The organism is Nonomuraea sp. NPDC049750 (assembly GCF_040659625.1).
In the GTDB taxonomy this organism is placed as follows: Bacteria; Actinomycetota; Actinomycetes; order Streptosporangiales; family Streptosporangiaceae; genus Nonomuraea.
In genome coordinates this window covers 191,317-210,589 of record NZ_JBFANB010000013.1, presented here as the reverse complement: position 1 = coordinate 210,589, position 19,273 = coordinate 191,317, and the positions used below count along the sequence as shown (strand labels likewise).

The window sequence follows — 19,273 nt, the reverse complement described above, 5'->3', positions numbered from 1 at the left end:
AGGAGCCGTCATGATGCACGACTTCACCAGTCGAGAGTGACGGGCCGTTCGTGCCGCACTCCTTGGAGCAGGTCTTTCAGTAGTACGGCCAAGCCGGGCGGAAAGACCCGCTCCGTGGTCGTATCGAGTTCGGTGGCGGTCCACCATCGGTGCCCGAATCCGTCATCTCCAGATCCGGAAACCTCCGCTGTTGGGACTCGGGCGAAGAAGTACGTGTGCACGGTGTAGTAGCGGCTTCCCTGAACGGACCACTCTCCCTCGTTGACGGCTACCGGTTCGCCCAGGTCTTGGCGCGTGATGATGAAGCCGGTTTCTTCGTACACCTCTCGACAGGCCGCTTCGGCCGCTGATTCGCCTGGCTCGATCCCGCCGCCAGGCATGTGCCATGCGGGCTCGTGGGGCCAGGGGTCCGGCGGGACGAAGCGGAACATCAGCACGCGGTCCGCGGGGTCGACGAGGATGACACGTGCCGTGGGGCGCTTCGTGATCATTTGTCCGAGGCTACCGGCAACTCGGAGACGGCTTCCGTCACGGCACTAGCAGGCGTGACGGCGCCGTCCCTCCAGATTTCGCCGCCACGCCCGTTCTAGCGGGCTCTTCCGGACAACAATCCCGTCCAGATCGCCCGAGCCTCATTGATCGGCCGGATAGAGCTCTCATGTACTTCGTGGCTGCGGTCGCGTTGGATGGCCCGGCGGATGATCGCCTGCCCCGCCCAGCGTCGGTCCAGGTGGGAGCACCTGTCAGGTGTGGGGATCTATGGGAATTCGGGCGTGAACCAGGCGTTCATGACTCTCGGTCAGGCTCGTATCCCAGGCGCCGTGGCAAATATGATCAACGATCTGTAGCCCCCTGCCTCCCACTACGAGTCCGTCCAGGTCCCGCGAGTCTGCGCAGCGCCGTTGCGGATATTCGGTGGGGTGTCCAGGATCCGTCACTGTCACGCGCACCGACGTGGGATCCATATCGATGCTGAGCTGAACCCACTCCCGACCCGGGCTGAAATGCGCGCGCGCCGCTCCGGCGTAAGCCTCTGAACCTCCTCTGTGACTTGCGGGAGAGGCCCTCCGCTCGGGCTCGACTTACCAGACGCAAAGTGGCTGTGAGCGGCCCGGACCGAAACCCGGAGTCGCGCCGCGGCCGTTACTCAATGTGACCTCGGCAACGCTCTACAACGGCTGTCAGGGCCCTGCCACCTGGGTCGCCGGGCATGGTCTCAGCCGCCACTGCTGTCCGAGCTACCTGAGTCACAGCCGATACCGTCCGCGCCAGGCATGGGGTACAGGCCGGCGTGATCCGTCGGACCGTGGTACGGCAGGTGGCGGCCCCGGCCCTGGGCCCGACGCCTGGGCACGGGAGCCTTGCGGAATAGCAGTGACCACGCCGAACGGACAGCGATCGCCGCAACCGTGAGCAGCATCAGAGCTGCTACCGCCGTTGAGACAGTCATCGGCCCCCTCCTCGCCCTCTATTGATCAGGTTAGCCAACCGCGAGGGCCGTGCCGGCGGGCGTCGGGGTCCACCCGCAAGAATCGGGTGCAGGAAAGATCGGCTCGGGTGCAGGAAAGATCGGCGAGGACTTCCTGCGGCGTCGTCGTGAACGGACACTGCCGGTCGACGACGCCACGGCCGCACTCCCTGTCCGCCCCACTGGACCGTCACCGCCGCTCCCGGAGAATTGCGTAGATCGTTCTGTCTCCGCGATGGCACAATCGCCCGGTGCGTTTGTGGACGGTCCAGCATCGAGCGGTTCTCGAGTCGCTGGAGGATGCTGGCGAGCTGGTCGGGGACTGGGTCCGGATCATGGTCGGAAACTACCGGGCCTGCTACGAGGAGATGGTGGCGGAGATGGCACGGCGCGGCATCGACTGTGGGGGCCGGCCGCCGGTGTGGGCGTGGGCCGGGCCGGACACCCGCGACAACAGCGTGGCGCTGACGGCGGAAATGCTGCTCTGCCCGCAGACCCCGGAGGAGTACGCCCGCTATGTCGTGCTCGACCTGGACGTGCCAGACGAGGCCGTCCTGCTCAGCTCGTACGGGCGCTGGAACGATTTCATGGAAGCGATCATCATGGGCGAGGAATCGCCGGACATGGATTGGTCGATCGGCCAAGAGGAGCTCAACGGGGTGCAGGCGTGCCTTCCGCGTGTCGCAGCCGGATGGGTGCTCGGCGTCCATCCGTTGGAACCGTTCAGGTCGGAAGAGGAAGAGGAAGAGGGAATCGGCTCCTGACCGTGCGCCGTGCGCTGGTGTCCGTCATACAGTCGCCCCAGACGAGATTCCGACGTCGGAGCGCCGCGCCAGCTATTACACGGGCATCGCCGAGGCGTACACGCTGTGGGGGAAGACCGACCGCGCGGTGCGTGCGCTCCTGATCGCCTCTTGTGCACCCGCGCAGCCGGACGACCGCGTTGACCCCCGCCAGCGTGGCCGCTACTGCCGGGCAGCCGGACCGTGGCCACTTAGGTCACCTCGGAAACGCGACTTTGGTTGCTGCCAGACCGTCCCGGCGACCGGCTACGCTCTGCGGCTATGTCGTGGCCACCGCGCAGGACCTGCGGCCCAGCCTGCTCCGGTCGCGCCGCGACCGTGCCGTCGCGGGAGCAGCTTCCTGCTGCCGCGGGCGAGATGGCGCAGCGCGCGATGAGTTTTGTGGGAGCCGGCGGTCTGAGTGTGTGAGTGACCAACCGCTGAGCACGAGCTGATCGAGCGGTGGGCGCTGATCGGAGCTCGTGCAAGGGCCCGTGTTGGGATCGTCCCGGCGCGGGACGAAACAAATGGAGGCACCGGATGCGGAAGCTGATTCTGGGTTTTTACGTCTCGCTCGACGGTAAGAGCGCTGACGGGGACAACGGAATCCGGGACGTCATGATGAGCATCGACGACCCCAAGCAGGAGGAGTACTTCGTCAGCCGGCTGTGGGAGGCCGGGGCCTTCCTCATGGGCCGCAACACCTACGAGATCATGGCCGGATACTGGCCCACCTCCGACCACCCCTCAGCCAAGGCCATGAACGAGATCCCCAAGGTCGTGTTCTCCCGCACCCTGAAATCGGCCGACGACTGGCCCGAGACCCGGATCGCCGCCGGTGACACCGCGGAGGAGATCGCCAAGCTCAAGGCCGAGCCCGGCAAGGACCTCGTCGCCGCCGGTGGCACCGAGTTCATGCACTCCCTGATCAAGCTCGGCGTGGTCGACGAGTACCGGCTGTGGGTGCTGCCCGCTGTCACCGGCAAGGGCGCGCCACTGTTCCCCGAGCTGGATCAGGCTGTGACCCTGCGCTTGGTGAAAAGCACGTCCTTCCCGTCGGGAATCCTCGAATTGGTGTACGCGCCGACCGACAAGTAGGACCCAGCGAGCGACACACGGTCACGGTGGCACCGAGGGGCAGGCGCCTGCCCATCCCCAGTGCCGTACCGGCCGCGCCTGAAGCCGCGGCCGAACCTACAAGGGCAGCGAGTCAGGTCGTGAGGGCGGCCGTCGCTTCCCGGTAGATGACAGTCGGGTCCTCGGACAGCCATGCCTTCACCTGGCGGCTCCAGTCGTCGGCGAGCACCTCGGACCGGTGCGCCTCGATGCCGTCGAGGGCCGCCGCGACGATCACCTCGGGGGCGCTCTTGTCGCCCTCGTACCAGGCCATCATGTCGGTGTCCGCGGCGCCCAGGTGCAGGCCCGTCACCAGAGTGCGCTGGTGGGCCAGCTCCAACCGTGCGCTGTTGGTGAGCGCCCATTCGGCGGCCTTCGCCGCGTGGTATCCGCCCGCACCGTCGAAGGCCAGCCACGAGATCGCGGACAGAACGTTGAGGATCGCGCCGTCGGCCAGCTGGGGCGCGAAGGCACGGATCACGTTGAGGGTGCCATAGAAGTGGGTGTCCATCTCGCGGCGAACCGTGTCCAGGTCCCCGGTGACCAGATTCGCCCCGGTCGAGATTCCCGCGTTGTTGATGACGATCTTGACATCAGGTGCCGCTGTCGCCGCGTCGGCGACCGATGCCGGATCCGTGATGTCGAGGCGCAGCGGGACGACCCCCGGTACGTCGATGAGCTCCGGGCGGCGGGCGGTGGCGTACACCTTGCCTGCGCCGCGGTCGAGGAGGGACAGGACGAATTGCCGTCCGAGGCCGCGGTTGGCCCCGGTCACCAGCACATGTGCTCCGTTGATCTGCATGCGGATAGGCTAAAACCTGACGTTGACGTCAGAGGCAAGTCTTGTGATGGAGGTCACGGTGCGGATCGGCGAGTTGGCGGCAAGGTCGGGCGTCAGCGTGCGGGCCCTGCGCTACTACGAAGAGCAGGGACTGCTCGCCGCGTACCGGAGCGACTCCGGCCAGCGCCACTACCCCGAGTCGGCAGCCGACCGTGTCCACCTGATCCAGATGCTTTACGCGGCCGGTCTGTCCAGCCGGACCATCGCCGAACTGCTGCCCTGCGTCGATGCCAAGGTCAGCACTCCGGAGTCGCGTGCCCAGCTCGCCGCCGAGCGCAATCGCATCGATGCCCAGATCACCGCGCTGACCCATACGCGTGACCGCCTGGACGCGATCATCCGGAACACCGAAAGCCCGGACAGCGGCTGCGCGTGGATCGCGGACCAGGACGTCGCCGCAGAGGCAAGTCTCTCCGCGACGCCGTGATCGCCGCGGCCAAGTCGAACTCGATGCCGTGATCGTCGCGGCCAAGTCGAACTCGATGCCAAGACCGCGGTCCGTTACGCGGAGCACGCCCGAGCGCTCCTGCCGACCGCCGCAGATGTAAACGGGTGGTGGTCGGCGGCTCGGTCTGCGTACCTTCGGGCGAGTTGCCTTGGGAGGAGGTCCCGGTCGTGAGACGCAGGGGTGGCGGGGCCGCTGGGCCCGTTCGAGTGCTGGTGGTCGGGGATGTCCATGGCGAGTTCGAGTTGCTCGCCGAATGGGCAGCGGCCGTTCGTCGGGTGCGCGGCCCGCTGGATGCGATTCTCGCGGTCGGTGACGTTGAGCCGAATCGTGACGAGGCGGACGCGGCCGGGGTGCACGGCCCCGCGAAGTACCGGAAGGTCGGCGACTTTCCGCTGGTTCGCGAGGGGCTGCTCGATCTGGGGGCTCCGCTGTACTTCATCGGCGGCAACCACGAGCCCTGGCCGGCTCTGGACGAGGCCGGCCCCGGCTGGTGGAGCGACGGCGCCTACTTCCTCGGCCGTGCTGGTGTCTGCGACGTGGCGGGCTTTCGGGTGGCATTCTTGTCGGGCATCCACTCGCCCCGCATCACCGACGTTCCCAAAGCGCGCCGCGCCACGGTCAGGGAGCGCACGTACTACACCGGGGAGGAGGTTGCGCAGGTGAGCCGGGCCGCTCGCCGCGCGGGCCGGGTCGACATCCTGCTGACCCACGACTGGCCGGCCGGTGTCGCCGGCCCGCACCGGGGAAGTCCGGTCGGCCGTCCCGAGCTCCGTGCCCTGGCCGAGCGTCTCCGGCCGCGATGGCATTTCTGCGGCCACATGCACCATCGGCATCGGGCGGCCATCGGGTCGACGGAGGTCGTGTGCTTAGGCCACATCCGCTCCGGGGCCGCCGCGTTCGCCGTCCTCGAGCGGGATGCCGACGGCCAGCCGGTGCTGGTCGAGAACGTCGTTGATGCCGAAGGCGCTGCCGACTCGGGGCTCAGCGCGTGGACGAGTGTGAAGCCTCTTCCCGGGTGACCTGCCCCGTCCTGCCCGGCGGCAAGGACCACCGCACCGACAGGGGCCGAGTTTCGCGGCGACGCGCTCCGGACCGATTGGATGCGGACACATCCGGTCTGGTGCATGGAGACGTCACCGCCGCAAAAGCACCAGCCCTCGCCGCGTGATCAAGCAACGCTGTGAACCTATGCGGTCACAGCACTATGCGCTCCACGTGCCGTGTCACGGGCCGGTGGGCGAGGCGTTTTCACGCTCGGCCCCCGGCACGTCATCCGTCCGCGGCGTCCTCGGTCTCCCAGCGCAGTAAGTCGCCCGGCTGGCACTCGAGCACCTCGCAGAGCGCGGCGAGCGTCGTGAAGCGCACCGCCTTGGCGCGGCCGTTCTTGAGTACGGCCAGGTTGGCGGGCGTGATCCCTATGCGGTCCGCGAGCTCGCCCACGGACATCTTCCGCTTGGCCAGCATCACGTCGATGTCGACGGCGATCGGCATCAGATCACGTCGTCCAGTTCGGCCTGCATCTGCGCCGCTTGGCCGTCGCGCGCGACGGCCTGGGCGAGCAGCACCCGCAGCACGCGCACGATGAGCGCGACCCCCAGGATGGCCACGCCGATCCCGGCCATGATGACGCTGACGCCCGGGTCGTCCCGCTGGCCCGGCGCGTTGATTGCCGTGACCGCGAACCACACGAGGGCGGCCGCCACGATCGCGCCGATCACGATGTCCACGTACCGGAAGGCGGCGTGGGAGAACACGGTTCCGCGTCGCACCATCGTCACCAGCCGCCATACGCAGACCACGGCGACCTGGACCGACACCATGCCCAGGATCGTGATCAGGCGCAGCGGGGTCAGCGGGAGCGAACCGTCCTCCGGGTCGTTCCCGCTGACCAACGTCCACACCATCAATGCCTGTATGAACACGGTGCCGGTGAGCACCACCCCGAGCACGGCGCGCAGCGCGAGCACTGTCAGCTTTCCCATACCCTTCCTTCCATCGAGTTGCGATGGAAATCTATCGAGTTTCGATAGGTTAAGCAAGAGCTGGGAAACCGGTTACAGGTACGACGGGCCGGTCACCCGGTGCCGGAACGTCCACCAGACCCACGCCTGCGAGGCCACCAGGAACGGGATCAGCGTGAGGATGACCGGTACCAGTAGCGCGCCCGAGGTACCCGGTTCCAGGGGCAGCCGGAAGCCCGCCAGGACGCCGATCGCCACCAGAGCCGTCGCCGTCAGGGCGTACGTGCGGCCTTCTCCGGTGCCGCCGGACAGCACCGCAGCGCGCTCGCGGAGCACCCCCCGCAGCCGCAGCGCCGCGAACGACAGCCCGTGCGTGGCGAACAACGCGGCCACCAGCAGGGCGGGCAGCAGCGCGAGGGGCCCGTGGATGCCGAGCAGCACGTCACTGAGCAGCGAACCCCAGCTCAGCGCCAGCCCCCAACTGCCCGCCACGACGGCGCCGTCCCAGAACCCCTGCCACCGGACGCCGGCCAGCCGCCCACGCAGCCACAGGCCCATGTCCCGGATGACCCAGGAAAGCAGCAACGCCACGACGAGCGAGTAGTTGCCGCTCAGCAACGTGCCCTCCAGCGCAGGAAAGAGCCCGGCGAGCACCCCGGCGGTGGCCACCAGCCACACCTCGTTGCCGAGGAAGAACGGTGCGATCGCGGCGATCGCCTCGCGCCGCTCGCCCAGGGTGCGGCCCAGGTACGGCAGCACCATGCCGACGCCGATGTCGGCCCCGGCCAGCACGAGGTAGCCGATCGCGAAGAAGGCCAGAACAAGGATCTCCATGACGGCTCCTCAGAAGGTCAGTACGGGGGCGACGGTCTCGAGCGGGCGGTCGCCCAGCGCGACGGCATCCGGCCCCTTGCGGGCGGTCCTGGCCAGCAGCCAGTAGTTGACCAGGATGAGTACGGCGAACACCGTGACGAACGCGGTCAGCGAGAACCTGATCTGGCCGTACGACACCGGTGACATGGCGTCGGCGGTCTTCAGCAGGCCGTACACGGCCCAGGGCTGACGCCCCATCTCCCGGAACAGCCAGCCCGCGATCATGGTCACGAACGGGACCGGGATCAGCGCGGTCAGCAGCCAGTGCCACGGCCGGAAGCTCCGTACGACCGGTCGGAAGAGCATCAGCAGGAAGCTCGCTCCGGAGATGAAGAAGAGCAGCGCGAAGAGCGACATCATGATGATTCCGGAGGTACGCACCCACTCCAGCGACGGCAGGTAGTCGCCCGGACCGTACATGGCCACCATGTCCGCCTGCGCCTCGGCCAGCCGCCGCGCGCTACCCGACCAGGCGGCCAGCTTGGTCGGCTGCAGCGTGTCGAAGCCGATTCCGCCGAACGTCGCGGTGAACAGCGTCGCGGGCAGCGCCACGCCGATCCCGATGCGCAGCGACTTGCGGAAGAAGTCCTGCTCGGCGGTGCGCTTGGCCAGGTGGTACGCGCTCACCCCGGCCATGAGGAAGCCGCCGACGATCAGCGCGCCGCCGCCGATGTGGAAGAAGGCGACCAGCGCCGCCGGATTGGCCACCAGCGCGCCGAAGTCGGTGAGGTGCAGGACGCCGTCCTTGAGCTGGTAGCCCACCGGGTTCTGCAGGAAGCCGTTGGAGATCAGGATCCAGAACGCCGAGGCGTAGGCCGTCAGGGTGACGACCCAGATCAGTGCCAGGTGCGCCCAGCGGTTGAGCTTGTTCCAGCCGAAGATCCACAGGCCCAGGAAGGTGGACTCGATGAAGAACGCGACGATCGTCTCGATCGCCAGGGACGAGCCGAACACGTTCCCGGCGAACTCGGTGAGCCCGCTCCACGACAGCCCGAGCTGGAACTCCATGACGAGCCCGGTGACGATGCCCATCGCGTAGTTGATGATGTAGAGCTGCCCCCAGAACCGCGTCATCCGCATGTGCACCGGGCTGCGGGTCAAGGTGGCCCAGGTCTGGATGACGGCCACCAGCGTCGCCAGGCCGAGGGTCAGCGCGACGAACAGGAAGTGCGCCCCCGCGGTGAGGGCGAACTGCAGGCGGGCGAGGTCTACGGTCTCCATGGTCAGAGGTTCCGGCCAAGGTCACCTCCGCCGCGTCATGCTGGGGCGGGCACCTGCCGTACACCTGTGGTGCCAACCGGCCGCCCGCCGTACATCCCAGGGTGTAAGCCGACCCCGGCATCACAGCGGCCCGGCACGTCAGGGAGTGAGCCAGCCCGGGGTGATCATGCCGGCCTCGTAGGCGAGCACCACGAGCTGCGCCCGGTCGCGCGAGCCGAGCTTGGTCATGATGCGGCTGACGTGCGTCTTGGCCGTGGCCGGGCTGAGCACCAGCCGGGCCGCGATCTCGTCGTTGGACAGCCCGGCCGCGACCAGCGCCATGACCTCGCGCTCGCGCTCGGTGAGCGCGTTGAGCCGGGGCCCCGGCTCCGGGCGCTTGATCCGGCCCGCGAACTCGGCGATCAGCCGCCGGGTCACCGAGGGCGCGATCAGCGCGTCACCCCTGGCCACCACGCGCACCGCGTGGATCAGCTCGGCCGGCTCGGTGTCCTTGACCAGGAACCCGCTGGCGCCCGCCCGGAGCGCGCCGTAGACGTACTCGTCGAGGTCGAAAGTGGTCAGGATGATCACCTTGACGCCGTCGAGCCGCGGATCGGTGACGATCACGCGGGTCGCCTCCAGGCCGTCCAGCTCGGGCATCCGGATGTCCATCAGCACCACGTCGGGCTGCAGCTCGCGGGCCTTGGCCACGGCCTCGGCGCCGTTGGCCGCTTCGCCGACCACCTCGATGCCGTCCTCGTCGCTCAGGATGGACCGGAACCCAGCCCGTACGAGGTTCTGGTCATCGGCGAGCACGGTGCGGATCATCGAACTCCGTTCAGCGGTAAGTGGGCGACGACCTGGAAGCCGCCATCAGGCCGGGGGCCCGCCTCCAGTGTGCCGCCCAGCGCGGTGGCGCGCTCCCGCATGCCCTGCAGCCCGAACCCGGTCCCGCCGGTGAACGTCGCGCCCGGCCCATCATCCTCCACGCGGATAACGATATTTCCGGACTCGTGGGTGACGGTCAGCCGAGCCGTATCGGTTCCCGAGTGCCGGGAGACGTTCGTCAGGGCCTCTCTGATGATGCGCGCCGCGGCCAGGTCCACCTCGGCCGGCACCTCGTCCAGCGGCCCTGACAGCTCGGTCCGCACGTCCAGCCCCGATGCCACGACCAGCGCCTCCATCCGGGCCAGGCTGTCGGCGGGCGCGGTCGGCGCGTCCTCGTCCACCTGCCGCAACACCCCGAGGGTGGTACGCAGCTCGCGCAGCGTCTCCTTGCTGGCCTCCTTGATCGCCCGGAGCGCGGCCTCCGCGTCCTCCGGCCGCTTCTTCAGCCCGTGCAGCGCCGCCGTGGCCTGCACGTTGATCATCGAGATGTTATGCCCCAGCAAGTCGTGCAGCTCCCTGGCGATGCGCAGCCGCTCCTCGCCCGCCCGCCGCCTGGCCTCCTCTTCCTTGCCGTGCAGGGCGTCGAGCACGCGCTGCTCGGCCTCCCGGAGGTAGGCGCGCCGGTTGCGGGTGACGCCCCCACCGGCGACGGCGGCCACCACCCAGCCGGTGATCATTATGAACATACTGTCGTCCACATGCCGGGTCCCGCCGGTCTCGCCCAGGCCCATGGCCAGCATCGTGGTCGCGCCCGCGGCGATGGCGGCGATCAGGTGGCCCAGGTCGGCGGCGGTGTAGAGGACGACGAACGCCATGATCAGGATCGGCCCGTCGAGCCGGGCGAAGGGGTAGTAGAACGCGACGGTCGCCAGCACGACGATCATCGCCACCACCGGGTAGCGGCGCCGCGCCAATACTCCGGCACTGGCCACGAGCGGCAGCACGATGTCCAGCGCGTTCGGTGTCAAGGCGGGCTGGAAAAGGGAAGTGACGACCGTACCCGCCAGCGTGACGATGATCACCGCCACCGACACGATGGTGCTGGCCGACAACCTACGCATGGGGCCCATTCTGTACGGAGCCCCCACGGGTGGCCAACCGCCCCGTAATGGGTAGAGCCGGAGCATGAGCGAAGAAGACGACCTGCGGCACGTCGAAGAGGACCTGGCCAGGCTGCGCGCCGAGACCAAGGACCTGCGCGACCAGATCCGCGACATGGGCGCCACCGACCAGGTGGAGATCAGCGCGATGATCGGCATGGCGGACGAGCAGGAAGAGCTGATCGCGGAGCTGGAAGGCCGCCGAGACGAGCTCCTCCGGCGTGTCAAGGGCGCCAGCGGCTAGCGCAGGGCCGCGCCCACTTCGTGCAGGTGCCGCAGGGCCTGCCCGTACGAGGTGATCAGTCCCGTCTCCAGGTAGCTGACGCCCAGGTCGGCGCAGTACTGCCGGACGATCGGCTGCGCCTTGCGCAGGTTCGGCGACGGCATGTTCGGGAACAGGTGGTGCTCGATCTGGTAGTTGAGCTGCCCGAGCGCCACGTCCACGAACACGCCGCCCTTGACGTTGCGCGAGGTCAGCACCTGCTTGCGGAGGTAGTCGAGCTTGTCCTCCTTGGTGAGGATCGGCATGCCCTTGTGGTTCGGCGCGAACGTGCTGCCCAGGTAGACGCCGAAGAGCCCCTGGTGCACCAGCAGGAAGAGCAGCGCCATGCCGAACGGCAGTACGGCGAAGATCAGGCCGAAGTAGCAGGCGAAGTGCGCCAGCAGCAGCGCCCCCTCCATCCTGCGGTGCTTCGTCGTCGGCTGGAACACCGCCTTGACACTGGCGATGTGCAGATGCCACGCCTCCAGGGTGAGCAGCGGGAAGAACCAGTACGCCTGCCACTTGGCGATGAACCTCGGCAACCCGCTGCTCCGCTCCACCTGGTCGGTCGACCAGACGATCACGGCGGGCGAGACGTCGGGGTCCTCGTCCTCGTGGTTGGGGTTGGCGTGGTGGCGGTTGTGCTTGGTGTTCCACCAGCCCCAGCCCAGGCCGATGCCGAAGTCGCCGATGATCAAGCCGAGGATGTCGCTTGCCCGGCGGGTCCTGAAGACCTGCCGGTGACCCAGGTCGTGGGCGACGAACCCGATCTGCGCGGAGGCCACGGCGAGCGCGACAGCCACCAGCAGCTGCCACCATGAGTCGCCGACCCACACGAACAGCGCCCATAGACCAACATAAGCGGCCAATACCAGGGTCAGCCGCACGGCGTAGTAGACCGGGCGCCGGTCCAGCAGGCCGGCGTCCTGGATTTGTCGGGCCAGTTTGGCGAAGTCACTACCACGGGTTTCGAGCGTGCCTGTATCGGCCACAGGTCTCCTTACTTAGAGGTGGAAGTTACCCCCACCCGGCGCATTCTCCGCGATAAGGAGAGATCACGGCTAGTGCTCCGCCATCGCGCCTGCTCAGTAGACTGCCCAGTATGGTTCATGCCAAGCCATGCTCGGCGTGGTGACGGCGGCTGACGGAGACTTTCACGGGGACGACAGCGCGTACCTCTCCGGGTTGGGGATCGCCGCGCCCCTGACCAGGGCGTCCGCGTAGCGCTCCGCGCCCAGCGCCGCCCGGCACCGCCCCGCCAGCGCGATCACGAACGGATCGGCCGACTCGGTGATCCCGCGCAGCACCCGGGCCGCCCCCAGCAGCTCGGCGGCCATCAGTGGGTCGCGGTGCTCGGCCACGCCTTCGAGCACGGTCGCGCGGGCCGTCCTGTCCTCGCAGGTGGCCATGAGCTCCAGCGCCCTGCGCGACGGCTCGGCCGGCTCGGAGACGCGGGCCAGTTCGATGTTCATGAACGCCCTGAACTGGGGAGGAGCGTCGATGTCCATGGCCAGGGCGCCGCGCAGCAGCCGGGCGGCCGCGCCCGGATCGCCGGAACGCCGGGCCAGCTCGGCTCTGGCGTGCGTCACTCGCGCGATGGTCAGCTCGTCCTCGGAGCGCAGCGCCGCCTGCCAGGCCCGCTCCAGGGTGGTGGCGGCGCCCGCGTGATCGCCCGTGCGCATCATGAGCTGGCTGAGCCGCAGCAGGAACATCATCGGCCCGAGCGGCGCCCCCAGCCCGGCCAGCTCCGTCGCGATCGGCTCCGGCTCCTTGGCCAGGGCCAGCGCGCGGGCGAAGTCGCCGCGGTTCTCGGCGGCCAGCGACAGCCAGAAGTAGGCGGTCCACTGCCCCCAGCGGTCGCCGGTCCCGCGCAGACCGTCGAGCGCCGGCTCCAGCAGGGCCTCGGCCCCGTGGACCGCCCCGTACTCGAACCGCACGATGCCCGCCACCAGCAGCGCCGTCGACCTGGTCCACGCGTCGGGATGCTCACGAAGCCGCTGGGCGCTCGCCTCCGTGAGGGCCACCACGTCGCGCGGCGGACCCATGGCGATGCCCATCGCCCAGGAGTGCAGCGCCGCCGGATGGTCGGACTCCCGAACCGCCCGGCTCGGCTCGGCGCCCATGGCGGCCATCATGCACAGTCCATGGGCCAGCTCCCGCCCCTCGGGCGGGACGTCACCGACCCTGCGCAGTGCGGTGGCCGCGTTCGCGATGACCTCGTGCCGCCGCCCGCGCATGATCCACGGCCACAGCCTGGGCAGGATGATCCGGAGCGGGTCGTCGGAGTGCCGGAACGCCGCATCCAGGTTGCCCTGCTCGGCGTCGAGCACGGCCAGCCACTTGACCTGCTCACCCGTCCGCAGATGCGGCTCGGCGGCCTCGGCCAGCTCGGCGTAGTAGCGGGCGTGGGCCTGCCTGATCTCCGGCAGGTCGCCCGTGACGTATTGCCTGATCGTCTCCAGCATCGTGTAGCGGTCACCGGAGAGCGCGATCAGCGACTTGTCGACCAGCGCGGACAGCAGATCGAGATCGCCGCCGCAGACCCGCCCGATCGCCTCGGCCGTCGCCCCGCCGGAGAACACCGACAGCCCGCGCAGCAGCTCCCGCTCCTCCCGCGACAGCAGGTCCCAGCTCCAGTCGATGACCGCGCGCAGCGTCCGGTGCCTGGGTTCGGAGGTACGGCTGCCGCGAAAGCCCAGCCGGTCGCCGAGCTGCTCGACCAGCATGGACACCGGCATCGTCCGCAGCCGGGCGGCGGCCAGCTCGATGGCCAGCGGGATGCCGTCGAGCTCACGGCAGATCCGCGCGGCCTCGGCCGGGTCCGGGCTCAGGTCGGGCCGGGCGGCGGCGGCGCGGTCGCGGAGCAGCTCCACGGCGGGCTCCTCCGCCAGCGGGAGTACGGGGTGCAGGGTCTCGCCGGGGATGTTCAGCGGCTCCCTGCTGGTGGCGATGATGCGCAGCCCGGCCACCTCGCCCAGCAGCCACTGCGCCACGCGCGCGGCCTCGTCGATCAGGTGCTCGCAGTTGTCCAGCACGATCACCGGTGACGTGCCACGCAGCGTCCTGACCAGGTCGGACGTTTTGAACACGGCTTCCAGCGCGACCCGCACGCCAGCCGCCGGGGCCAGCTCGACCAGCCACACCCCGTCGGGCACGCGCAGCGTCGCGGCTGCCTCGACGGCCAGCCGCGTCTTCCCCGCCCCGCCGGGCCCCACGAGGGTGATCAGCCGGGCGCCCGTCAGCGGCCGGATGCGAGCGACGTCATCGCCGCGGCCGACGGAGAGTGTCCGGACGCGAGCGAGGCCATCGCCGCGGCCGACGAAGAGCGCCCGGATGCGGGCGACGTCGTCGCTTCGGCCGACGAAGCTGGTCAGCCGGGCGGGCAGGTTGCTCCTGGGCTCCGGCTCCTCGTCGCGCAGCGCCGCGAGGTGCGCCTCCCGCAGCTCGGCCCCCGGATCGACGCCCAGCTCGTCCGCCAGCCGCGCCCTGATCCGCTCGAAGACCTCCAGCGCCTGGCCACGCCGTCCGTCCGCCACCATGGCCCGCATCAGCAGCGCGTGGAACGGCTCGCGCAGCCGGTGCTCGGCCACCAGCTCCTCCAGCTCCGCCACGACATCGCCACCCGCGGCCAGGTCCGCCGCGATCCGGCCGGCCAGCGCCGCCAGCCGCAGCTCCTCCAGCCGGGCGGCCGGGGCCAGCGCGAAGGGCAGATCGATGCCGCCCAGCGCCGGTCCGCGCCAGAGCGCCAGCGCCGCGTGCGCGTCGCCCGCGCGGGCCAGCCGCTCGAACGCCTGCGCGTCCACCTCATCGGCCGGTACGTCGAGCAGGTAGCCGCTCGGATGGGAGGAGATCAGCCCGGGAGCCTCCCTGCGCGCCCTGGACACCAGCGACTGCAGCGCGGCCATGGGATGCTCGGGCGGCTCACCCGGCCACAGATCGTCGATCAGCCGGTCGTTGGTCACCACCCGGCCGGGATCGAGCGCCAGGCGGACCAGCAGCGCCCGCACCCGCGCGCCGCCGACCGCGGCCCCCGCGATCTGGAGCGGCCCCAGGATCCCGATCCGCATCCACCCTCCAACAAAGGGCCGCTCAGCTCTTGGGGCTGGCGCTCTGGACGACCTCGAACGACCAGAGCTGCGATCCGGACGCGGCGGGCCCCTGGCCGTGGCCATGCCCCTGGGCGGCCCCGGCTTGCGCGTGCCCGCGCTGGAAGGCCTGACCCTGCTGCCACGTCTGGAAGTCGTCCTCGCTGCGCCAGCGGGTGTAGACAAGGTACTGGTCGGTGCCCTCGACCGGCCTGAGCAGCTCGAACCACTCGAACCCGTCGGCCGACTCCACCATGCCCGCCCGGTTGGAGAAGCGTCGCTCCAGCTCCTCCCGCATCTCCGCCGGCACGGTCAGGACGTTGATCTTCACGACTGACAACGGAACCCCTCTCCTCCCCTCCAACGCTAAGGTACGGCGTCGGACTACGAGAACACCTTCGCCTTGAGCGACGGGAAGCGCTGGACCGTACGCAGGAACGTCTTGAAGCCCATCCTGGCGGCCCGGCTCTCGCCGATGAACTGCTCGGCCGCGCGGAGCGAGTCCCGCACGGCCGCGAAGCCGTACTCGCGCATCCGCTCCTCGTAGTCCGCGATGGCCTCGACCGTGTCGCGTCCGCCGGTCAGCGCCAGGCAGAGCAGGCGGGCGTCGCGTAACGCGGTGTTGGCGCCGATGCCGCGCATCGGCGTCATGCTGTGGATGGCGTCGCCGAGCAGCGTGATGGTGGTGGCCGGCCATGGCTCGATCGGGATCGAGGTACGGATCGGCAGCAGCGAGACCGTGTCGGGATCGGACAGGTCGATCAGCTTGTGGAGATCGGGATGCCAGGACTCGATCATCTTCGCCACCGTCTGCTTGAGCCGCGTGCCCGGCAGGTCGGCGATGTCGGCGGGGAAGCGGTCCTTGGCGGCGCCCACGGCCCAGAGGATGTAGCTGCCGGCGTTGTCCATCAGCGCGCCCTGCTGCTCGGTGGCCCCGATGGCGCCGACCGGCGCGGTGTCGCTCAGGTCGTGCGGGGCGCAGAACAGGCCGAGGCCCTTGGGCGGGACGATGGTGTTCGGGCCCTCGACGAGCCGCCGCGAGATGAGCGTCCTGGTCTCGTCGGTGAGCGGGAACTTGCCCGCCACCGTGGTGATGCCGGTCTCGACGCGCTCGGCGTGCGGCAGATACTGCTTGCGCACCCGCGAGTTGCCGCCGTCGGCGGCGACCACGACGTCGGCCGTGTCGCTGGAGCCGTCGGCGAAGAACAGCTCGACCCGCCCGTCGGTCAGCCGTTCGTAGCGCTCGTACGTCTTGCCGAACCGCACCACCTCCTCCAGCCCGGTCAGCAGCACCTGCCTGAGCGTGATGCGGCTCACGGAGTGGTGGCCGTCGGCCGGGTCGGCCGCGGGCGGGGTCTCGATCAGCGCGAGCGTGCCGAGCCGCTCGGTGAGGAAGCCGAAGTCCTGGCCGCCCTGCCCGGTCGTGGCGAGGAACGCCTGCCAGAGCGCCGCCGGCAGGCAGTCGTGGAGGGCGCGGGCGCCGTTGGGGTCGATGTGCACCCGGTAGCCCTGCAGCCGGTCGGCCGGAGTGCGGTCCCGCTCGTAGACGGTGACGTGCTTTCCGGCCTTGCGGAGCCCCTGAGCGAGGCAGAGGCCGCCGACCCCGCCGCCGATGATCGCGATGTGCTCTGTCATGTCCATGACTATCAACCGCACGGATGATTCTGTCAACCATCCGGATGGATGATAGTGTTCCGGGCATGAGACGAGCGCCGGAGGAGAAGCAGCGCGACCCGGAGCGCACCAAGGCCCGCATCCTTCAGGCGGCGCTGGAGGAGTTCGCGGCCAAGGGGTTCTCCGGGGCGCGGGTCGGCGAGATCGCGGCCAGGGCCGGGGTCAACAAGCAGCTGATCTCTTACTACTTCGGCGGCAAGGAGGGGCTCTTCCGCGCGCTGAACACCCGCTGGCAGAGCGAGGAGAGCGTGTTCGCCGATCGCGGGTCGTCGTTGGGCCGGCTCATCGCGGGCTACGCGCGCGCCAATTCCAGCCGCCGCGACTTCGGCAAGTTGCTGGTCTGGCAGGGGCTCACCGACGACGCCCCGCCCGATCCCGCCTTCGACGACGAGGTGCGCCGCGACCTGGAGCACCTGCGCGCCCGCCAGGAGGCGGGGGAGTTCCCCGCCGACCTGGACCCGGCCGCGGTGCTGGTGGCGCTGTTCGGGATGGCCGCAGCGGGCATCGTCTTCCCGCACCTCGTCCGGGCCGCCTGCGGGCTCGACCCGGCCTCACCCGAGTTCGGCGACTACTACGCCGAGCAGGTGGAGCGGCTCGCCGACCACCTGCGCGACTAAAGTCGGAGCGGTCAGGGGCAGCGGACGATCATCCCCGCGTACGAGAGATTCCCGCCGAACCCGAACAGCAGCATCGGCGCCCCCTGCCGCACCTCACCCCGCTCCAGCAGCTTCGACAGCGCCAGCGGGACGCTCGCGGCCGAGGTGTTGCCCGATTCGACCACGTCACGGGCCACGATCGCGTTGAGCGCGCCGAGCTTCTGCGCGATCGGCTCGATGATCCGCAGGTTCGCCTGGTGCAGCACCACGGCCGCCAGTTCCTCCGGCTTGACGCCGCCACGCTCGCACGCGCGCCGGGCGATCTCCGGCAGCCGCGTGGTGGCCCAGCGGTAGACGGTCTGGCCGTCCTGGGCGAACCGGGTCGGTGTGCCGCCGATGCGCACCGCGTTGCCCAGCTCGGGGGCCGAGCCCCAGACGACGGGCCCGATCTCCGGCTCCGCCGCCGCGCTGAGCACCGCCGCCCCGGCGCCGTCGCCGGTCAGTACGCACGTCGTACGGTCGGTCCAGTCCGTCACGTCCGTCATCTTGTCCACGCCCACGACCAGGGCGTGCGTGGCGGCCCCCGCCTTGATCGTGTGGTCGGCCATGGCCAGCGCGTGGGTGAAGCCGGAGCACGAGACGCCCAGGTCCATGACGGCCGCGTCCGGTACGCCGAGTTTGGCCGCGACGCGGGAGGCGATGTTCGGTGCCCGCTCGGTCTGGGTGCAGGTGGCCACGAGGACGAGGTCGATGTCGGCGGCGTCCAGCCCGCTGCCCGCCAGCGCCTTGGCCGCCGCATGTCCGGCCAGCTCCGTCACGCCTTCCTCCGGCCCGGCCATGTGCCTGGTACGGATCCCGACCCGCTTGGTGATCCACTCGTCGGAGGTGTCGACCATGGCGGCGAGGTCGTCGTTGGTCAGCACCTTGGCGGGCTGATAGTGGCCGGTGGCGACGAGTCTTGATCCATTCATGGGCGGGACTATAGCAACCGACCGTTCGGACGCTAAACCGCTTCTGGCGCTAAACTGCCTGGATGAGTCCACGGAGATCCGTGGCGGAGGCCCTCGGTACCCGCTCCGCCATCCTCGACCGCTCGGTCGCCATCGCCTCCCTCGAAGGGCTGGAAGGGCTGACCATCGGCCGCCTCGCGACCGAGCTCGGCATGAGCAAGTCCGGCGTTCTCGGTCATTTCGGCTCGAAAGAGGCGCTGCAGCTGGCGGTGCTGGAACGGGCCGGCGAGGTCTTCCGCGCGGAGGTCTGGGAGCCGGTCATCCGGATCGAGCCGGGGCTACGCCGGCTGCGGGCGCTCTGCGAGGAGTGGATCTCCTACCTGGAGCGCGGCGTCTTCCCCGGGGGCTGTTTCTTCGTCGCCGCGGCCCACGAGTTCGACGGGCGGGTGGGGGCGGTGCGCGATGCGGTGGCGGCCCGGTTCGACGCCTGGCGGGGGCGGCTGCTCAAGGAGACTCGGCGGGCCGTGGCCGCCGGGGACCTGCCGGGCGGCACCGAGGTCGATCAGCTGGTGTTCGAGCTGCACGGCCTGGTCATGGCCCTGAACCACTCATTGCAGCTGCACGGCGACCGGCAGGCCGTCGTATGGGCGCGCCGGGCCGTACGAGCTCGTCTGGGCATGCCTTAGGACGCCGCGTCGAAGTCGAAGTCGGCGTCCGGTCAGGCCAGGTCAGCTCGCCGAGAGCTCCTCGAAGAGCGTGAGCGCCGCCTGACGTACGTCCTGCGGTGCGAGGCCGTCGAGCGTCTCCCTGGCCTGGACGACGTCGCGGGTGGTGGCCAGCGTGATGGCCACGGACGCGGCCGCCGCGCGGTCCAGCGAGCCCGCCGGCGCGGCGTCGGCCAGCTGCTGGGCGCTCGCGGCGAGGTCGAGGTTGTCTCTCAACGGGCCTCCTCGGGTGATTGCGGGTTGGCCCATTGCATCACTTGGCAGGGTGATTCATCCACTTTTCTTGGGGCCGTTCCCGTTTCGA

At 69.7% G+C, this 19,273-nt stretch carries 21 protein-coding genes; 7 read left to right on the top strand and 14 right to left on the bottom strand.

The features are described 5' to 3' along the window. Nucleotides 1-23 precede the first annotated feature (23 nt). On the bottom strand, nucleotides 24-491 hold the full coding sequence (locus AB0J16_RS30975; protein ID WP_358545639.1) for an NUDIX domain-containing protein: 468 nt from the start codon (nucleotides 489-491) through the stop codon (nucleotides 24-26). 1,228 nt (nucleotides 492-1,719) lie between these two features. Here AB0J16_RS30975 and AB0J16_RS30970 point away from each other — a divergent pair. Beyond that, nucleotides 1,720-2,232, top strand: a complete 513-nt coding sequence (locus AB0J16_RS30970) for a DUF3841 domain-containing protein (protein WP_358545637.1) — start codon at nucleotides 1,720-1,722, stop codon at nucleotides 2,230-2,232. A gap of 558 nt (nucleotides 2,233-2,790) precedes the next feature. Next, nucleotides 2,791-3,348 carry a dihydrofolate reductase family protein gene (locus AB0J16_RS30965; protein WP_358545635.1) on the top strand — a complete coding sequence of 186 codons (558 nt, stop codon included), beginning with the start codon at nucleotides 2,791-2,793 and terminating at the stop codon, nucleotides 3,346-3,348. Between the two features lie 112 nt (nucleotides 3,349-3,460). On the opposite strand, the gene AB0J16_RS30960 is transcribed toward AB0J16_RS30965, so the two are convergent. Beyond that, nucleotides 3,461-4,168: an SDR family oxidoreductase gene (locus tag AB0J16_RS30960; RefSeq protein ID WP_358545633.1), complete on the bottom strand. Its 708-nt coding sequence runs from the start codon at nucleotides 4,166-4,168 to the stop codon at nucleotides 3,461-3,463. A gap of 58 nt (nucleotides 4,169-4,226) precedes the next feature. On the opposite strand from AB0J16_RS30960, the gene AB0J16_RS30955 reads away from it, so the two are divergent. Continuing rightward, on the top strand, nucleotides 4,227-4,634 hold the full coding sequence (locus AB0J16_RS30955; protein WP_358545631.1) for a MerR family transcriptional regulator: 408 nt from the start codon (nucleotides 4,227-4,229) through the stop codon (nucleotides 4,632-4,634). 188 nt (nucleotides 4,635-4,822) lie between these two features. Continuing rightward, nucleotides 4,823-5,674 (top strand): metallophosphoesterase, encoded by an 852-nt coding sequence (locus AB0J16_RS30950; RefSeq protein ID WP_358545629.1) that lies wholly within the window; start codon nucleotides 4,823-4,825, stop codon nucleotides 5,672-5,674. Between the two features lie 250 nt (nucleotides 5,675-5,924). On the opposite strand, the gene AB0J16_RS30945 is transcribed toward AB0J16_RS30950, so the two are convergent. The 6 genes from AB0J16_RS30945 to AB0J16_RS30920 all read right to left on the bottom strand — a co-directional run bounded on the left by AB0J16_RS30945 (nucleotide 5,925) and on the right by AB0J16_RS30920 (nucleotide 10,638). After that, nucleotides 5,925-6,146 (bottom strand): helix-turn-helix transcriptional regulator, encoded by a 222-nt coding sequence (locus AB0J16_RS30945; RefSeq protein WP_358545628.1) that lies wholly within the window; start codon nucleotides 6,144-6,146, stop codon nucleotides 5,925-5,927. Further along, on the bottom strand, nucleotides 6,146-6,637 hold the full coding sequence (locus AB0J16_RS30940; protein WP_358545626.1) for a DUF2975 domain-containing protein: 492 nt from the start codon (nucleotides 6,635-6,637) through the stop codon (nucleotides 6,146-6,148). Before AB0J16_RS30940 ends, AB0J16_RS30945 begins: the two co-directional genes overlap by 1 nt. A gap of 72 nt (nucleotides 6,638-6,709) precedes the next feature. Further along, nucleotides 6,710-7,450 carry a cytochrome d ubiquinol oxidase subunit II gene (locus tag AB0J16_RS30935; RefSeq protein ID WP_358545624.1) on the bottom strand — a complete coding sequence of 247 codons (741 nt, stop codon included), beginning with the start codon at nucleotides 7,448-7,450 and terminating at the stop codon, nucleotides 6,710-6,712. Nucleotides 7,451-7,459: 9 nt separating this feature from the next. Continuing rightward, a complete protein-coding gene (locus AB0J16_RS30930; RefSeq protein WP_358545622.1) occupies nucleotides 7,460-8,710 on the bottom strand; it encodes a cytochrome ubiquinol oxidase subunit I in 1,251 nt (416 codons plus the stop codon). A 138-nt stretch (nucleotides 8,711-8,848) separates the two neighbouring features. Next, a complete protein-coding gene (locus tag AB0J16_RS30925) occupies nucleotides 8,849-9,517 on the bottom strand; it encodes a response regulator transcription factor (RefSeq protein ID WP_358545620.1) in 669 nt (222 codons plus the stop codon). After that, nucleotides 9,514-10,638, bottom strand: a complete 1,125-nt coding sequence (locus tag AB0J16_RS30920) for a sensor histidine kinase (RefSeq protein WP_358545618.1) — start codon at nucleotides 10,636-10,638, stop codon at nucleotides 9,514-9,516. The genes AB0J16_RS30925 and AB0J16_RS30920 overlap by 4 nt, the downstream gene beginning before the upstream one ends. 64 nt (nucleotides 10,639-10,702) lie before the next feature. Between AB0J16_RS30920 and AB0J16_RS30915 the strand changes: the two genes are divergently transcribed. Further along, nucleotides 10,703-10,921: a hypothetical protein gene (locus AB0J16_RS30915; protein WP_358545616.1), complete on the top strand. Its 219-nt coding sequence runs from the start codon at nucleotides 10,703-10,705 to the stop codon at nucleotides 10,919-10,921. Here AB0J16_RS30915 and AB0J16_RS30910 read toward each other — a convergent pair. From AB0J16_RS30910 to AB0J16_RS30895, 4 genes are all read right to left on the bottom strand, one after another. Next, the gene (locus AB0J16_RS30910; protein WP_358545614.1) at nucleotides 10,918-11,931 is read right to left on the bottom strand and encodes an acyl-CoA desaturase; all 1,014 of its coding nucleotides are present in this window, start codon (nucleotides 11,929-11,931) and stop codon (nucleotides 10,918-10,920) included. The two genes, AB0J16_RS30915 and AB0J16_RS30910, sit on opposite strands and share 4 nt — an antisense overlap. Nucleotides 11,932-12,093: 162 nt before the next feature. Continuing rightward, the gene (locus tag AB0J16_RS30905) at nucleotides 12,094-15,006 is read right to left on the bottom strand and encodes a BTAD domain-containing putative transcriptional regulator (RefSeq protein ID WP_358545612.1); all 2,913 of its coding nucleotides are present in this window, start codon (nucleotides 15,004-15,006) and stop codon (nucleotides 12,094-12,096) included. 22 nt (nucleotides 15,007-15,028) lie between these two features. Continuing rightward, entirely contained in the window at nucleotides 15,029-15,364 is a 336-nt protein-coding gene (locus AB0J16_RS30900; RefSeq protein ID WP_357651355.1) for an antibiotic biosynthesis monooxygenase, read from the bottom strand. Nucleotides 15,365-15,408: 44 nt separating this feature from the next. Then, nucleotides 15,409-16,659 carry an NAD(P)/FAD-dependent oxidoreductase gene (locus tag AB0J16_RS30895; protein WP_358545611.1) on the bottom strand — a complete coding sequence of 417 codons (1,251 nt, stop codon included), beginning with the start codon at nucleotides 16,657-16,659 and terminating at the stop codon, nucleotides 15,409-15,411. A gap of 65 nt (nucleotides 16,660-16,724) precedes the next feature. On the opposite strand from AB0J16_RS30895, the gene AB0J16_RS30890 reads away from it, so the two are divergent. Then, nucleotides 16,725-17,315: a TetR family transcriptional regulator gene (locus tag AB0J16_RS30890; RefSeq protein ID WP_358545609.1), complete on the top strand. Its 591-nt coding sequence runs from the start codon at nucleotides 16,725-16,727 to the stop codon at nucleotides 17,313-17,315. A gap of 11 nt (nucleotides 17,316-17,326) precedes the next feature. On the opposite strand, the gene AB0J16_RS30885 is transcribed toward AB0J16_RS30890, so the two are convergent. Continuing rightward, the gene (locus AB0J16_RS30885; RefSeq protein WP_358545607.1) at nucleotides 17,327-18,265 is read right to left on the bottom strand and encodes a beta-ketoacyl-ACP synthase III; all 939 of its coding nucleotides are present in this window, start codon (nucleotides 18,263-18,265) and stop codon (nucleotides 17,327-17,329) included. Between the two features lie 62 nt (nucleotides 18,266-18,327). Between AB0J16_RS30885 and AB0J16_RS30880 the strand changes: the two genes are divergently transcribed. Continuing rightward, nucleotides 18,328-18,930: a TetR/AcrR family transcriptional regulator gene (locus tag AB0J16_RS30880; protein ID WP_358545606.1), complete on the top strand. Its 603-nt coding sequence runs from the start codon at nucleotides 18,328-18,330 to the stop codon at nucleotides 18,928-18,930. A gap of 42 nt (nucleotides 18,931-18,972) precedes the next feature. Here AB0J16_RS30880 and AB0J16_RS30875 read toward each other — a convergent pair whose 3' ends face one another. Further along, complete coding sequence (locus tag AB0J16_RS30875; protein ID WP_358545605.1) at nucleotides 18,973-19,185, bottom strand: hypothetical protein; 213 nt, start codon at nucleotides 19,183-19,185, stop codon at nucleotides 18,973-18,975. Nucleotides 19,186-19,273: the final 88 nt, after the last annotated feature.

Excerpts from the sequence above, each read along its gene's own strand:
- AB0J16_RS30975 (WP_358545639.1), bottom strand. The coding sequence starts at position 491 with ATGATCACGAAGCGCCCCACGGCACGTGTCATCCTCGTCGACCCCGCG.
- AB0J16_RS30965 (WP_358545635.1), top strand. The coding sequence starts at position 2,791 with ATGCGGAAGCTGATTCTGGGTTTTTACGTCTCGCTCGACGGTAAGAGC.
- AB0J16_RS30960 (WP_358545633.1), bottom strand. The coding sequence starts at position 4,168 with ATGCAGATCAACGGAGCACATGTGCTGGTGACCGGGGCCAACCGCGGC.
- AB0J16_RS30945 (WP_358545628.1), bottom strand. The coding sequence starts at position 6,146 with ATGCCGATCGCCGTCGACATCGACGTGATGCTGGCCAAGCGGAAGATG.
- AB0J16_RS30940 (WP_358545626.1), bottom strand. The coding sequence starts at position 6,637 with ATGGGAAAGCTGACAGTGCTCGCGCTGCGCGCCGTGCTCGGGGTGGTG.
- AB0J16_RS30935 (WP_358545624.1), bottom strand. The coding sequence starts at position 7,450 with ATGGAGATCCTTGTTCTGGCCTTCTTCGCGATCGGCTACCTCGTGCTG.
- AB0J16_RS30930 (WP_358545622.1), bottom strand. The coding sequence starts at position 8,710 with ATGGAGACCGTAGACCTCGCCCGCCTGCAGTTCGCCCTCACCGCGGGG.
- AB0J16_RS30925 (WP_358545620.1), bottom strand. The coding sequence starts at position 9,517 with ATGATCCGCACCGTGCTCGCCGATGACCAGAACCTCGTACGGGCTGGG.
- AB0J16_RS30920 (WP_358545618.1), bottom strand. The coding sequence starts at position 10,638 with ATGCGTAGGTTGTCGGCCAGCACCATCGTGTCGGTGGCGGTGATCATC.
- AB0J16_RS30915 (WP_358545616.1), top strand. The coding sequence starts at position 10,703 with ATGAGCGAAGAAGACGACCTGCGGCACGTCGAAGAGGACCTGGCCAGG.
- AB0J16_RS30905 (WP_358545612.1), bottom strand. The coding sequence starts at position 15,006 with ATGCGGATCGGGATCCTGGGGCCGCTCCAGATCGCGGGGGCCGCGGTC.
- AB0J16_RS30895 (WP_358545611.1), bottom strand. The coding sequence starts at position 16,659 with ATGACAGAGCACATCGCGATCATCGGCGGCGGGGTCGGCGGCCTCTGC.
- AB0J16_RS30890 (WP_358545609.1), top strand. The coding sequence starts at position 16,725 with ATGAGACGAGCGCCGGAGGAGAAGCAGCGCGACCCGGAGCGCACCAAG.
- AB0J16_RS30885 (WP_358545607.1), bottom strand. The coding sequence starts at position 18,265 with ATGAATGGATCAAGACTCGTCGCCACCGGCCACTATCAGCCCGCCAAG.
- AB0J16_RS30880 (WP_358545606.1), top strand. The coding sequence starts at position 18,328 with ATGAGTCCACGGAGATCCGTGGCGGAGGCCCTCGGTACCCGCTCCGCC.